Source organism: Aeromonas fluvialis (assembly GCF_000819885.1).
GTDB classification, from domain to species: Bacteria; Pseudomonadota; Gammaproteobacteria; order Enterobacterales; family Aeromonadaceae; genus Aeromonas; species Aeromonas fluvialis.
On the sequence record NZ_CDBO01000052.1, the window covers coordinates 1 to 14,457 of the forward strand.

The following is a 14,457-nucleotide window of genomic DNA, read 5'->3' on the forward strand; positions in this document are numbered from 1 at the left end:
CCACGTTAACGTGCGGTTTATTACGCTCAAATTTTTCTTTAGACATGATCGTCCCTCTAAACTAACGCTGAGTACGCGGTGGCAAGCTAACCACAGAACAGTTTATATGATGGATTTGAATCTGGTGGGAAAGAGAGAGGTACTGATGGCGGGTTCGCTTGCCGAACGCACCTTGGGGTGCGGCTCTGCTAACGCCTGAGCCATATCAGCATCTTGGAGCGGGCAGCGGGAATCGAACCCGCATCATCAGCTTGGAAGGCTGAGGTAATAGCCATTATACGATGCCCGCATTTCTCTAACCCAAAGAACTCAAACCGCAGAGAAATATGGTGGAGGGAGAAGGATTCGAACCTTCGAAGGCAGAGCCGTCAGATTTACAGTCTGATCCCTTTGGCCACTCGGGAACCCCTCCGGATGCCAGATTGTCACAGCGGTAATTCTGCTTGCACCCACTGTTTTTATCGCTTTTGCACGGCAAATAGGCGACAGACATCCAAGCGTCGCGCATTTTATTGTAAGGATTTGGGGGATGCAACCACTGAACCGAGCAAAATACGCTTTATTGCTGGGAAGTTTGCAAAAAAGCGGCTGGAAATCAGCCAATCCTGCTGCGTCCCTTGTCGCCCCCCCACCCTTGGTGTATGGTCGCCGTGCCCAAGAAACAGTGATGACACCATGACGACAGAGCATAACCCCTATCTGCAATTCACCCGCGAACAATGGGCGTTATTGCGCGATTCGGTCCCCCTGACCCTGACCGAACACGATCTGCAGACCCTGCGCGGGATCAACGAGAAGGTGTCATTGCGGGAAGTGGAAGAGATCTATCTGCCTCTCTCCCGCCTGCTCAATCTCTACGTCAAAGCCAAGCAGCGTCGCAGCCGGGTGCTGGAGCAGTTCCTCGGCCAGTCCCGCGGCAAGGGCACCTACATCATCAGCATTGCCGGCAGCGTGGCGGGCGGCAAAAGCACCACAGCCCGTATTCTGCAAGCACTGCTGGAGCGCTGGCCGGAGCACCCGCGGGTGGAGCTGGTCACCACTGACGGCTTCCTTTATCCCAACAAGGTACTGGAAGAGCGCGGCCTGATGCGTCGAAAGGGGTTCCCTGAGTCCTACGATATCCGCCATCTGGTGGAATTTGTCGCCAATATCCGCGCCGGTCACGAAAAGGTCGAAGCGCCGGTCTACTCCCACCTTATCTACGACATCATCCCCGATGAGAAAAAGGTGGTGGAGCAGCCGGACATCCTGATCCTGGAAGGGCTCAATGTGCTGCAAAGCGGCATGGATTACCCGCAGGATCCCCATAGGGTCTTCGTGTCGGACTTCGTCGACTTCTCCATCTATGTGGATGCCGATGCCGAACTGCTGCGCACCTGGTATATCGAGCGCTTCCTCAAATTCAGAAGCGGTGCCTTCTCGGATCCCGACTCTTACTTCCATAACTACGCCAAACTAACCGAGAGTGAGGCGACCCGGATCGCCAGCAACATCTGGCAAGAGATCAACTATCTGAATTTACAGGAAAATATCCTGACAACTCGTGAGCGCGCCAACCTGATCATGACCAAAGGCCATGAGCACGCCATTGAGCAGATCAAGCTGCGTAAATGATGACTGTCGTTGCCGGATAACGAAGAGGGGGCCCGTGGGCCCCCTCTTTTCTCTGGCATCATCAGCGGCCTTGCTGGCCATCAGTCGCCCCGACGCAGGGAGAGCTCGCCCCCCAGATAGAATCTGATCCCTTCACCTGTCTCCAGCCGCAGAGCGCCGCGATCGTCGATACCACGGGCGATGCCGCGGATCTCCTGATCCCCCATCAGCAGGCGGACAGGGCGACCGGCAAAATGGTCGAGCCGGTTCCACGCGTCGACGAAGCTACCCAATCCGCTCTGTTCGAAGGTCTGCATGGCGGTTTGCAGGTGTGTCATCACCCGGGCAGCCAACTGGTTGCGATCCACCAGTTCCGGATTGATGTGACGCAGCTCGGCCCAGGCCTGATCGATTTTCTCCCCTTCGCGGGCAGGCATGGCCAGATTCAGCCCTACACCGATCACCAGATGGCAGCTGGCCCCGGCACTGCCGCTCATCTCAACCAGTATCCCTGCCAGTTTGCGGCCCTGATAGTAGAGGTCGTTTGGCCACTTGAGCTCAACGCCTTGATAGCCAAGAGACTCCAGCGCTTCGACTACCGCCACACCGACCGCCAGACTCAGTCCCATGGCCGCCGCCATGCCTTGTTCGAGTCGCCAGTACATGCTGAGGATCAGCTGGCAACCGAACGGCGAGATCCAGGGCTTGCCACGACGACCGCGCCCGGCGGTCTGGCACTCGGCCAGACAGCTCTCCCCCGAGCGCAGCTCAGTGATCCGATCCAGCAGAAACTGGTTGGTCGACCCGATGACCGGAAAACAGTGCACCGGCGCCATGGGTGCCAGTGCCTGCAAGGTGGCCTGATCATAGAGCGCCATAGGTACCGCCAGCCGGTACCCCTTGCCGGTCAGACTGAACAGATCTAGCCCCAGTTCCTTGAGCGCCGCCATGTGCTTGCTCACGGCCGCACGGCTGATGCCGAGCTGCTCGCCGAGCTGTTCGCCGGAGTGGAACTGGCCGTCGCTAAGCAGGGTGATCAGAGTCTGTCTGATGGGAGTCAGGGTCATGAGAGTACCTCGTCGAGCCAAGTTTCACCCTGTGGTCCCATAAAGCGCACCTCGTGCTCCAGCACCACGCCGAACTTTTGCTCCACACTGTCGCGCACATGGGCTGCCAGTGCGATCAGCTCCATGGCACTGGTGCCCCCCTGATTGACCAGAACCAGCGCCTGCTCCTCATGAACAGCAGCGCGGCCGATGGCGAAACCTTTCAGGCCGCACTGGTCGATGAGCCAGCCAGCCGCCAGCTTGGCCTGCCCTTCCCCGACCGGATAGCAGGGCATCTGTGGGTAGCGCAACGTGAGACTCTCCGCCAGTGCGGCGGGCACCACCGGATTCTTGAAGAAGCTGCCGGCATTACCGAGCACCGCAGGATCCGGCAGCTTGGCCATGCGGGTGGCACAGACGGTATCGAAGATGGCCTGCGCCGAAGGTGCATCACTGAGCGCCGCCAGCGGGCCATAGCCCAGCGCAGGCTGCCACGCCTTGGGCAGTTTGAGCCCGATGGCAGTGATCAGGTGGGAATCCTGATACTCGTGCTTGAAGATACTGTCGCGATAACCGAAGCGGCACTCTGCCGCCGCGATCCGCTCAATCTCGCCACTCTGCCAGTTGAATGCCTCGACATAGGCGCAGAAGTCCGCCAGCTCGACGCCGTAGGCTCCAATATTTTGTACCGGAGCAGCGCCAACCGTGCCGGGGATCAGGGCCAGATTCTCCAGCCCGAACCACCCCTGCTTCATGGTATGACAGACCAGCTCGTGCCAGTTCTCACCGGCCGCTACATGGATCAGCCAGTGATCCCCTCCATCTTCTGCGGCAATCCCCTTGAGCCGGTTGAGCACCACCAGCCCGTGGAAATCAGTGGTGAAGAGTAGATTGCTGCCACCGCCAAGGGTGAGCCGTGGCATGGTCGCCAACTGCGGATCGCTGCGCAGGGCCACCAGATCGGCAAGCTGCTCCACCTCGGCCAGCCAGAGGCAGTGCGCATCGAGGGCAAGGGTATTGAGCTTCAACAAGGAGGCGTTGGCATTCAGTTTCATCTGTCTATTCCGGCTTGGTGCAAGGGCGCAGTCTACCTCAAGTTACCCCGTGACGAAAAATCCGAGCCCTTTTCGGGGTAATAACAGTGGTTTACAGTAGGCGACTTCAACCGTTGAGGAAAATCTCATGAACAACCAGTTTGCCGTGATCGGCCTGGGGTTATTTGGCAGCGCGCTGTGCGAAGAGCTGCAGAGACAGGATGCCGAAGTACTGGCGATTGACATCGATGAGAGCAAAACCCGCCAAATCGCCACCCTCTGCAACCACGTCATCGTCGCCGATGCCACCGATGAGTCCACCGTTGCCGAGCTGGGGCTGGCCAATTTCGATATCGTCTTCGTCGCCATCGGCGATAACCTGGAGACCAGTATTCTCACCACGCTGATACTTAAAGAAGCCGGGGTGAAGAAGGTGTGGGTCAAGGCGCGCGACAAGTTCCATGCCAAGATCCTGCAGAAAGTGGGCGCCGACAAGGTGATCAATCCGGAATGGGATATGGGGCGCCGGGTCGCCCAGAGCATGCTCGACAACCGGTTGTTCGACTATCTGGAGCTGGGCCACGACATGGTGCTGACCGAGTTTGTCATCGGCCTGCCGCAAAATGGCAAAGCGCTTGGTGATCTCCATCTGCTGCAACAAAACGACTTCCAGCTGCTCGCCATCAAGCGGGGTGAGGTGCTGCACAACGTACTGACCGGCAAGATGGCACTGCAACTGGGTGACATCCTGATCCTTGCAGGCAACAAACACGCCATCGACCACTGGCTCGAAACCCTATGATTAACTGGCGCAGCAGCTACGCCTTCACCCTCCATCGGGAGCAGGACTCTCGCTGGAGCGAAGCCCGGCTGATCCTCGGCAGCTTTCTGATCATTCTGCTGGTTGGCACCCTCTTTCTGGCGCAACCCTCAAGCCACAATGGCGAGGTGAGCTTCATCAACGCCTTGTTTACCGCCACCTCGGCAATCAGCGTGACCGGTCTTGGCGTGGTGGACACCGGCACAGCCTTTACCCTGCAGGGGCAGATTTTCCTGCTGATGCTGATGGAGATCGGCGGACTGGGCCAGATGACCATGACCTTGCTGCTGATCGCCCTTTTCAGCAAGCGGGTCGGTCTGCGCCAACAGGTGCTGGCCAAGGAGGCTCTGGGGCAGGAGGGCTCGGTCAACATCATTCAGCTGGTCAAACGGATCGTACTGTTCGCCTTTATTGCTCAGCTGATCGGCACCGGTATCATGGCGATCCGCTGGGTGCCCGAGATGGGGTGGGTGCACGGCCTCTATGTCAGCTTCTTCCACGCGGTATCGGCCTTCAACAACGCCGGGTTTTCGCTCTTTGCCAACAACCTCATCGACTATAGAGACGACCCCATCATTAGCCTGACCATCGCCGGTCTGCTGATCCTGGGGGGGATCGGCTTTACCGTCATCGTCGATCTGGTACGCAACCGCCGTTGGCGCAAGCTGAAGCTGCACAGCAAGCTGATGCTGCTGATGACCCCGGCATTGCTGCTGATCGGTACGTTGATGTTCTGGCTGCTGGAGCGCAACAACCCGGGCACCCTCGGCAACGCCGGGTTCGGTGGCCAACTGCTGGCAGCCTTCTTCCAGTCTGCCAGTGCCCGTACCGCCGGTTTCAATACCATCGATATCGGGCTGATGACCCCGGCAGCCCTGCTGTTCCTGATGATGCTGATGTTTATCGGTGCCGGCGCTACCTCAACCGGTGGTGGTATCAAGGTGACCACCTTCGCAGTCGTGCTGCTGGCGACCAAGGCGTTTCTGACCAAACGGCCCCATGTCACCGCGTTTGGCCGTACCCTGTCGCCCCAGATCGTGACCCGCTCGCTGGCCATCATCATCGTCAGCACCATGGTGCTGATGCTGGCGATGTTCCTGCTGATGGTGACCGAGGATCTGCCGTTCGACAAAATCATGTTCGAGACCATCTCGGCATTTGCCACCGTAGGCCTCTCTACCGGCATCACCGCCTCTCTGAGTGAGCCTGGCAAGCTTATTCTGGTGCTGGTGATGATCTGCGGCCGTCTTGGCCCGCTGACCCTGGCCTTTATGCTGGCCCGCCCGGTCGAGACCCGCATCCGTTATCCGGAAGAGAACGTCTATACAGGCTAAGTGGCGCCAGGCCATTACAGCGATAAAAAAGAGAGAGGGGCACATGGCCTCTCTCTCTTTTTCAGCTGACGGCGTCTGCTCATCAGCCAGCCATGCCCCTGATACGGTCAGGCCGCTTTGCTTTTGGCGGTGCGCTTGCCCGTACTCTTGCGCGGGGCTCCACCAGCACTGCTGGCCGCCGGACTCTTGCGCCTGGTAAAGCGCCGCTTGCTGGCCCCCGGCGCCTCCTTGGGCAGGGCGCTGAAGCTGGCGCCAGAGTCCTGCCGCGCCCCCTCGATCAGGCCGTTGAGCTGCTCGGTGAGTGGCCCCATAAACTGCTGGTAGCTGCCGTGGCGCTCGGCGATCTGACCGAGGATCTGCTCCCACAGCGCCGTCATATCCGGCGTGGTGGCCGTCGCGGGTAGCGCCTGCACCAGCGCCCGCCCGGTCGGGGTCGCCTTGATGCTCTTACCCTGACGCACCAGAAAACTGCGCCTGAACAGCAGGTCGATAATTCCCGCCCGGGTCGCCTCGGTGCCGAGACCGTCGGTATCGCGCAGGGTCTTGCGGATCTCGGGATCCTGCACATAGCGGGCGATGCCGGTCATGGCGGCCAGCAGGGTGGCATCGGTGAACGACTTGGGCGGCTGGGTCATCTTCTCCTGCAGCTCGCCCCGCTCGCAGAGCAGTTGTGCGCCCTCCTTCAGCGCGGGTAGAGTGCCCGCCTTCTCTTCGTCGTCATCCTCCTCCACCCCGAGCAGTGCCTTCCAGCCCGCCTTGAGGATTCGTCGCGCCTTGGCCTGAAACAGACCACCGGCGATGCGCAACAGCACCCTGCTGTCGTTGTATTCAAACGGCGGATAGAACTGCAGCAGGTACTGGCGGGCAATCAGACCGTAAAGCTTCGCCTCATCGGCTCCCAGCGCTGCGGGGTTGCCATGCTTCTCGGTAGGGATGATGGCGTGGTGGGCATCCACCTTGCTGTCGTTCCACGCCTTGCTGCGGATCTTGCCGTCCGCCTCGCTCACCGCCTTGGCCAGCGCAGGCGCTGTAGCGGCGATGGCGCCACGCACTTGCTCGGCCCGCTTGAAGTGGTCGGTCGGCAGATAACGGCTGTCGGAGCGCGGATAGGTGATGAGCTTGTGGCGCTCGTAGAGGCTCTGGCAGATGTCGAGCACCCGCTTGGCATCCATGCCGAACCGCTTGGCGGCATCGATCTGCAGGCTGGAGAGGTTATAGGGCAGCGGCGCCGCCTGCTTGCGGGCCTGCTCTTCCACCGATTCGACTCGTGCAGGTTGGCCGTTGATCCGGCTCACCACCTTGTCGGCCAGCGCCCGGTTGAGCACCCGCCCCTCCTCGTCCTGCCACGGCAGGCAGGCTTCGGACGGCAGCCACTTGGCGGTGAAGCGCTCGTTGCCGTCAGTCAGCAGGTGGGCCAGCACCTCGTAGAATGGTTTGGGGACAAATGCCTCGATCTCCAGATCCCGCCGCACCACCAGCCCGAGCAGCGGGGTCTGCACCCGACCGACCGAGAGCAGCTCGCTGCAACCGGCCTTACGCCCGAGCAGGGTATAGGCGCGGGTCATGTTGATGCCGTAGAGCCAGTCGGCCCGACTGCGAGCCAGCGCCGAGACCGCCAGCGGCACGAACTCCTTGTTGTCCCTGAGCTTCTCGAGGGCCCGGCGCACCGCAGGCGGGTTGAGATCGCTGATGAGACAACGCTGCACCGGCTTGGTTTTCGGGTAGCCGAGAAAGTCGATCACCTCATCCACCAGCAACTGCCCTTCCCGGTCCGGGTCACCGGCGTTGACCACGCAGTCCGCCTGCTTGATCAGCCGCTTGATGACGGTGAGCTGGGTTTTGGTCTTGGGCTTGGCCACCAGCTGCCACTGGGCGGGGATGATGGGGAGATGCTCCATCCGCCACTGCTTGAAGGCGGCGTCATAAGCATCGGGCTCGGCCTGCTCCAGCAGATGGCCGATGCACCAGGTGACCACATCCCCCCGGGCTGTTTCGATAAAACCGTCGCCCTTCTTGTGGGGCTTGGGCAGAGCATCGGCAATGGCGCGGCCCAGCGTGGGCTTCTCGGCGATAAAGAGTCGCATCGGTGGCTACCTGCAATACTGTATATACAGACAGTATACAACTGCCGCCGCGAAAGCCCAACTGCCCCTATTCGTCGAACGGGTGATCGTGGATGGCGGCGAACAGCCGCGCCTGATTGAGCAGCGGCGCATAGTGGAAGGCGCTTTCACTATCTACCGCCAGCAGGTAGTCGGTCAGCTGTTCGCGCACCGCCTCCTGCAGGGTCTCCAGCTTCCACGGTTTGGCGAGGTAGTAGTGCAGGCCGCCACGATTGACCGCCTCGACGGTGGCCTCCAGCCCAGCCTGTCCGGTCAGCAGCAGCTTGCGGCTGGCACGGGTGGTGGCACGCCGGTTAAGTTCGATCAGAAAGTCGACTCCCAGGGTTCCCGGCATGATGTGGTCACAGAGGATCAGGGCCAACCGCCCGCCTTCTGCTTCCCACTCCTGTACCACCTCTCGCGCCTCATCGACGCTCTCGGCAGCCTCCAGCTCGAAGTGGGAACGAAACTGAGCCAGATCGTGGATCACCGCCTCCAGCACCTCCCGCTCGTCATCCACACACAGGATCAGATACTTTTTCTTCATTGCTCCTCCTTGGCGACATGGTTTGGCACACCGCGTGATTAATACTGGCGACGGCTCAGGCCGCATGCTTCTTGTTGTGGTGCGGCTCGCCCCCGTAACCGGCCAGCCCCATGCCATCCAGCGGCAAACAGACCCGCATCCGGGTGTAGCGGCCCGGTTCGGAGGCCACCTCGATCCGGCCGTGGTGCTGCTGCACGATCTGCAGGGAGACGCTGAGGCCAATCCCGAGGCCGAAATGACCTTCCCGCTTGGTGGTGAAGTTGAGATCGAAGATCCGCTGCCACAGTTCGGGCTCGATGCCGCAACCGCTATCCTCCACCTCCACCATCACCCAACCAGGCTCAAGCTGGGCGGTGCGAATGGTGAGCCGCCCCGGCGTACTCATGGCATCCAGACTATTGGCAATGAGGTTGGTCCATACCTGCTGCAGGGCGGCGGGATGACAACGCACCAGTGGCAACGGTTGGTACTCTTTGTACAGATCATGGTGTTTGAGGCGGTTCTCGAAAATCATCAGGGTATCTTCCAACCCCTCGTGTAGATCAACCAGCGAGGGTTCGTCCCTGTCCTGTTTGGCATACTGTTTGAGGCTCTTGACCAAATCTCCGATGCGATGGGCGCACACCTCGATATTGCGCAAGAAGCTGCCGGTCTGCTGGAACAACTCCAGTTGTGTCAAGAGTGCCTTCCGTTCAGACGGGCTACGACCGGCAAACCAGCGTTGCCAGTTCCACTCGTCATCCAGACTCATCAGCACCGCCAGCCGGGCCTGCTGACGCTCGCCAAAACGCCGCTCGGCCTGACGGGTCTTGTCACGGATCTCGCTGGTCGAGACCGGCTGGGCGATCAGAGCCTGACAGAGGGTCTGGTTGCCCAGTCCCTTGATGGCGGATGGCAACTCAAGATTGATCAGCGCGGGAATGGCGGTGCACAGCGTCTCGCTGCCGCGAATGATGGCCGCTATCGGGTTGTTGAGCTCGTGGGCAACACCGGCCACCAGCTGGCCCAGCATCGCCATCTTTTCACTCTCCATCAGCTGGGCATGGGCCGCTTCGAGGGAGTCGAGGGTCTGCTGCAGCCGCATCTCGGTACGGATGCTGTTTTGCAGGCGGCGGTTGAAATGACGCAGCAGCAGGTTGGTAAAGGAGGGGAGCAGTTCGCTGCGCGCCTGCATCACCCGGGAGAATTGTAACTTGTCGAGTTTGATCACCTCGGCGCCGGTCAGGGTCACGCCGGTGGTGAAAGCGGGTTCACCGGTCACGAAGGACATGCCCCCCACCAGAGCTCCGCTGCGGTAGTGCACCACCTCCTGATCAACCCCATGGGCATCGCGCTTGCGCAGCACCACCTCCCCCTTGGCGATAAACCAGAGGAAGCTGTTGGGCTCCCCCTCGCGGGTCAGCACATGGCCAGGACTGTAGTGGCGGCAGACCCGCTCCTCGTCATTGCCCTCGAAAAACTGGTAGAGACCCTCGATCACCACCCGGGAGAGCTCCTCGTCGCTGCAACGGGTGTAGTCCATGAAGTTTTGACGATACGCAGCCAACTGGCGATCGACATGGGCCCGCAACAGCTTTTGATCATCGAGCACCGCAGCATAGCTCAGCAGATCTGCCTCGGGTTGCTGCAATACAAAGTGGCTCGCCTGCTCGATCACCGCCCGACGCAAGCCGCCATTACGCCAGGGGCGCTGCAGATAATAGTCGAGTCGACCCAAGTTGACCGCCTCGATGATCGATTTCATCTCCGGCTGGCTGCCCAGCAGGATCTTGCGGCACGCCTCGTAGCGGCTGCCCAGGCGGATCAGAAAATCGACCCCGCGACCATCCCCCAGATCGCTGTCACATACCACCACGGCAGGCTGATGCCCCTTGCGTACCAGCTCGTCGAGGGCCAGCTCCGCCGCCTCCTGCCCCACCACCACCACCAGCGCAAAATGGCCGAGTAGCGGGGCCAGCTCCTGTTCGAACCCGGCAAGCAACTGGACATCGGCAGCAACACACAGCAGTGAGAAAGGGCTCATCGGCGCCACTCCATTGGGGCTTTCTGCTCACTATATCAACAAACCCTGCGAGGTTTTGCGAGGGGGCTAACAGCTGTCGCGGAAAGTGCGCAAATAGATAAAACAGAGAAAACTGAATTAACTTCGATAGGTTGCGCCAACAACAAAACAAAAGACAAAATATGACAACAATAACAAATATAAACCATGATTGAGGTCAACTCCTTATCCCTGTCATTACTACTACTATTGGACTAGTACTATGTAGGTAATTATTGACCGTAGGAAAACGCCGCCATGATTGGAAAACTGATAAGAAAAACCTGGTTCTGGCTCCTGCTGCTCGGGGCCCTGCTGGGTGTCGCGGCACTGGGTGTCACCGTGACCGTGCTGCACAAGACCAGCTCCACCGAATTCTGCGTCTCCTGCCACTCCATGCAGACTCCGCTCGCCGAGTATCAGGGCAGTGTCCACTTCCAGAACACCAAGGGGATCCGCGCCGAGTGCGCCGACTGCCACATCCCGGGCGACCCCACCTCCTACCTGTGGACCAAGATCCGCGCCGTGAAGGATATCTATCACGAGGCGATCGGCACCCTGGATACCCCGGAAAAGTATGAAGCCCACAAGCTGCGGATGGCCCAGTCCGTCTGGGACGAGCTGAAAGCCAACGACTCCGCCACCTGCCGCAGCTGCCACAGCTACGAGGCGATGGACATTCTGGCCCAGCGCCCCAATGCCCGCGCCGAGCACCCGGTCGCCATCAAGGAAGGGCAAACCTGTATCGACTGCCACCGCGGTGTCGCCCACATCATGCCAGACATGAGCGGCCTGGCTGCCGCCGGTGCCAGCGAGCTGGCGCAGGCTGCGGCCCAGACTCCGGCCAACGTCACCACCCGCTACGCCATCGCCACCACCCCGCTGTTCCTCGATGCCGCCGCAAAGACCGACGAAGGCACCCTGATGCCCTCCACCAGGGTGGAAGTGCTTGCCAACGAAAACGGCCGCGCCAAGGTGCAGATCGAAGGCTGGCAACAGGATGGTGTGAGCGAAGTATTCTACGCCGCACCGGGCAAACGGATCCTTAGCGTACTGGTCGGCGATGCCGCCAAGAAAGCGCTGGTCACCGGCCAGAGCGAAACCGACAGCGCCACCAACCTCACCTGGCATCAGGTCAAGCTGACCGCCTGGGTCGACCAGAGCCAGCTCATCGGCGATCAGGGCAAGCTGTGGCAATACGCCTCCACCCTGATGTCCAACAACTGTACCGGCTGCCACGGCCTCACCGCGCTGGATCACTTCAATGCCAACCAGTGGATCGGCGTCATCAAGGGGATGGAATCTCGTACCTCCCTGACCCCGGAACAGGCTCGTATGTTGACCCAGTATGTCCAGAAACACGCCAGTGACATGAGCGCGGCCCACTAAGGCTGGCACAGAGGAAAACCGTTATGACTTTTTTCAATGACAAGAAGACCAATCTGTCCCGCCGCAACCTGCTCAAGGGGCTCGGCGCCTGCGCAGCCCTGCCCCTGCTCGGCGGTATTTTTCCCAAGAGTGCGCTGGCACAAGCCATCAGCACCGCATTGAGTCAGTTCCCGACCCTGGTGCCCGCCCAGAAGGGCATTCTGACCGGCGCCCACTGGGGTGCGTTCGAGGCGATAGTCGAAGATGGCCGCATGGTGCGCGTCCAGCCGGTAGCCGATGATCCGGCGCCAAACGATCTCATCGACATGGCGCCGTTCCAGGTGCACGCCAAGAACCGCATCAAATACCCCATGGTACGCAAGAGCTGGCTGGAGCATGGCCCGGGCGCCAAGCCCGAGCTGCGCGGCGCCGACCAGTGGGTGCGAGTGAGCTGGGACAAGGCGATCGAACTGGTGGCCGGTGAAATCCAGCGCGTGCAGAGTGACTTCGGTCCGCAGGCAATCCACGCCGGTTCCTATGGCTGGAAGAGCGTCGGCATGTTCCACAACAGCCGTACCCTGCTGCACCGCCTGATGAACCTCTCCGGCGGCTTCACCGGTTATGCCGGTGACTACTCCACCGGCGCGGCTCAGGTGATCATGTCCCACGTGATGGGCTCCATCGAGGTGTACGAGCAGCAGACCGCCTGGCCCAACGTGGTGGAGAACGCCGAACTGGTCGTGCTGTGGGGGGTCAACGCCCAGGTCACCCTGAAGAACAGCTGGAACATGCCGGACCACGAAGGGCAGGCTGGCTTTATGGCGCTGAAAGAGAAGGGCACCCGCGTCATCAGCATCGATCCCATCTACAACGAGACCGCCAAGCTGGTCGGTGCCGAGTGGATTGCGCCGAACGCCTACACCGACGTGGCCATGATGCTGGGTGTGGCTCACACCCTCTACAGCGAGAAGAAGCACGATCAGGCTTTCCTCGATCGCTATACCGTCGGCTTCGACAAGTTCCTGAACTACCTGCTCGGCAAGGATGACGGCCAACCGAAGAGCGCCGAGTGGGCGAGCACCGTCTGCGGCGTCGATGCCAAGGTGATCCGCCAGCTGGCTCTCGACATGGCCGCCAAGCGCACCATGATCATGGCCGGTTGGGGCATGCAGCGTCAGCAGCATGGCGAACAGCCGAACTGGATGCTGGTCACTCTGGCCTCCATGCTGGGCCAGATCGGCCTGCCGGGCGGCGGCTACGGCTTCAGCTACCACTACTCCTCCGGTGGCAGCCCCACCGCCAAGGGCGGCATTCTGGCGGGTATCTCCGCCGGCAACGCGCCGAAGAACAGCCCGGCTCCGATCCCGGTGGCCCGCATCGCCGACTGCCTCGCCAACCCGGGCAAGGCCATCGACTTCAACGGCCGCAAGGTGACCTATCCGGACATCAAGCTGGTCTACGTGGCGGGCGGCAACCCCTTCCACCACCATCAGGACACCAACAACCTGCTGCAGGCGTGGCGCAAGCCGCAGACCGTGATCGTTCACGAGCCCTACTGGACCGCCACCGCCAAGCACGCCGACATCGTGCTGCCGGTCACCACCAGCTACGAGCGCAACGATCTGGAGATGGGGGGCGACTACTCCCAGCGCTATGTGTTCCCGATGCACCAGTGCGTGCCACCCCAGTTTGAAGCCCGCAACGACTTCGATATCTTCAGCGCCATCGCCGCCAAGCTGGGTGTGCAGGAGCAGTACACCGAAGGCAAAGACGAGATGCTGTGGCTCAAGCAGATGTACGACGGCATGGCGGCACAGGCCCGTGGCGCCCGTGTGGCGCTGCCGCCGTTCAACATGTTCTGGGAGTCCAACAACTACATCCGCTTCCCGATCCCCGAGGCCAACCGCCAGTGGGGCCGTCACGCCGATTTTCGCGAGAATCCGCTGCTCAACCCGCTCGGCACCCCGTCCGGCAAGATCGAGATCTTCTCCAACACTGTGGCGGGGATGGGTTACGCCGACTGCGCCGGTCATCCCAAGTGGTATGAGCCCAAGGAGTGGGTGAAGAGCGAGGTGGCGGCGCGCTATCCGCTGTCGCTCAACACCTCCCACCCGACCCAGCGGCTGCACTCCCAGCTCGACAACACCCCGCTGCGGGACAAGTTCGCCATCGCCGACCGCGAGGCGATCATGATCCATCCGCTGGATGCCAAGGCCCGTGGCATCGCTCAGGGGGATCTGGTTCGCGCCTTCAACGAGCGCGGTCAGATCCTGGTGGGCGCCCTGCTCTCCGAAGATGTGCGCCAAGGGGTGGTGCGGATCTGCGAAGGGGCCTGGTACGACCCGGCCAAGCCGGGCGAAGCGGGCAGCATCTGCAAGAACGGCAACGTCAACTGCCTCACCTTCGACGAAGGCTCGTCCAGTCTGGCGCAAGGCAACTGCGGCCACATGGCCCAGCTGCAGATCGAGAAGTACACTGGCCCGATGCTGGCCAACACGGCCCACTCGGTACCGGCCAACGGCTAAGCCGATTGCCACCCAATAAAAACGGCGCCATCAAGGCGCCGTTTGTT

General features: G+C 61.0%; 11 protein-coding genes and 2 tRNA genes. 6 read left to right on the forward strand and 7 right to left on the reverse strand.

The features are described from left to right. A partial coding sequence (locus BN1125_RS19365; protein ID WP_042012249.1) for a hypothetical protein occupies positions 1-199 on the forward strand: 199 nt, incomplete at its 5' end. Between the two features lie 15 nt (positions 200-214). Here the strand turns inward: BN1125_RS19365 and BN1125_RS10480 are convergent. Both BN1125_RS10480 and BN1125_RS10485 read right to left on the reverse strand, forming a co-directional pair. Continuing rightward, positions 215-289, reverse strand: a tRNA-Gly gene (locus BN1125_RS10480). Positions 290-327: 38 nt separating this feature from the next. Further along, positions 328-412, reverse strand: a tRNA-Tyr gene (locus BN1125_RS10485). Positions 413-675: 263 nt separating this feature from the next. On the opposite strand from BN1125_RS10485, the gene coaA reads away from it, so the two are divergent. After that, positions 676-1,614: a type I pantothenate kinase gene (coaA, locus tag BN1125_RS10490; protein ID WP_042012250.1), complete on the forward strand. Its 939-nt coding sequence runs from the start codon at positions 676-678 to the stop codon at positions 1,612-1,614. Between the two features lie 80 nt (positions 1,615-1,694). Here coaA and birA read toward each other — a convergent pair whose 3' ends face one another. Both birA and murB read right to left on the reverse strand, forming a co-directional pair. Then, the gene (gene birA, locus BN1125_RS10495; RefSeq protein WP_042012251.1) at positions 1,695-2,660 is read right to left on the reverse strand and encodes a bifunctional biotin--[acetyl-CoA-carboxylase] ligase/biotin operon repressor BirA; all 966 of its coding nucleotides are present in this window, start codon (positions 2,658-2,660) and stop codon (positions 1,695-1,697) included. Continuing rightward, the gene (gene murB, locus BN1125_RS10500; protein ID WP_042012252.1) at positions 2,657-3,694 is read right to left on the reverse strand and encodes a UDP-N-acetylmuramate dehydrogenase; all 1,038 of its coding nucleotides are present in this window, start codon (positions 3,692-3,694) and stop codon (positions 2,657-2,659) included. The genes birA and murB overlap by 4 nt, the downstream gene beginning before the upstream one ends. A gap of 127 nt (positions 3,695-3,821) precedes the next feature. On the opposite strand from murB, the gene BN1125_RS10505 reads away from it, so the two are divergent. After that, complete coding sequence (locus BN1125_RS10505) at positions 3,822-4,475, forward strand: potassium channel family protein (RefSeq protein WP_042012254.1); 654 nt, start codon at positions 3,822-3,824, stop codon at positions 4,473-4,475. Then, on the forward strand, positions 4,472-5,827 hold the full coding sequence (locus tag BN1125_RS10510; RefSeq protein ID WP_042012255.1) for a TrkH family potassium uptake protein: 1,356 nt from the start codon (positions 4,472-4,474) through the stop codon (positions 5,825-5,827). Before BN1125_RS10505 ends, BN1125_RS10510 begins: the two co-directional genes overlap by 4 nt. Before the next feature lie 107 nt (positions 5,828-5,934). Here the strand turns inward: BN1125_RS10510 and BN1125_RS10515 are convergent, their stop codons facing one another. From BN1125_RS10515 to BN1125_RS10525, 3 genes are all read right to left on the reverse strand, one after another. Beyond that, complete coding sequence (locus BN1125_RS10515) at positions 5,935-7,911, reverse strand: DNA topoisomerase III (RefSeq protein WP_042012256.1); 1,977 nt, start codon at positions 7,909-7,911, stop codon at positions 5,935-5,937. A gap of 67 nt (positions 7,912-7,978) precedes the next feature. Further along, positions 7,979-8,476, reverse strand: a complete 498-nt coding sequence (locus tag BN1125_RS10520) for a response regulator (RefSeq protein ID WP_042012257.1) — start codon at positions 8,474-8,476, stop codon at positions 7,979-7,981. A gap of 55 nt (positions 8,477-8,531) precedes the next feature. Then, positions 8,532-10,499, reverse strand: a complete 1,968-nt coding sequence (locus tag BN1125_RS10525; RefSeq protein ID WP_042012258.1) for an ATP-binding protein — start codon at positions 10,497-10,499, stop codon at positions 8,532-8,534. 276 nt (positions 10,500-10,775) lie between these two features. On the opposite strand from BN1125_RS10525, the gene BN1125_RS10530 reads away from it, so the two are divergent. Both BN1125_RS10530 and torA read left to right on the forward strand, forming a co-directional pair. Continuing rightward, positions 10,776-11,906, forward strand: a complete 1,131-nt coding sequence (locus tag BN1125_RS10530) for a NapC/NirT family cytochrome c (protein WP_042012259.1) — start codon at positions 10,776-10,778, stop codon at positions 11,904-11,906. 23 nt (positions 11,907-11,929) lie between these two features. Beyond that, positions 11,930-14,410: a trimethylamine-N-oxide reductase TorA gene (gene torA / locus BN1125_RS10535; protein ID WP_042012260.1), complete on the forward strand. Its 2,481-nt coding sequence runs from the start codon at positions 11,930-11,932 to the stop codon at positions 14,408-14,410. Positions 14,411-14,457: the final 47 nt, after the last annotated feature.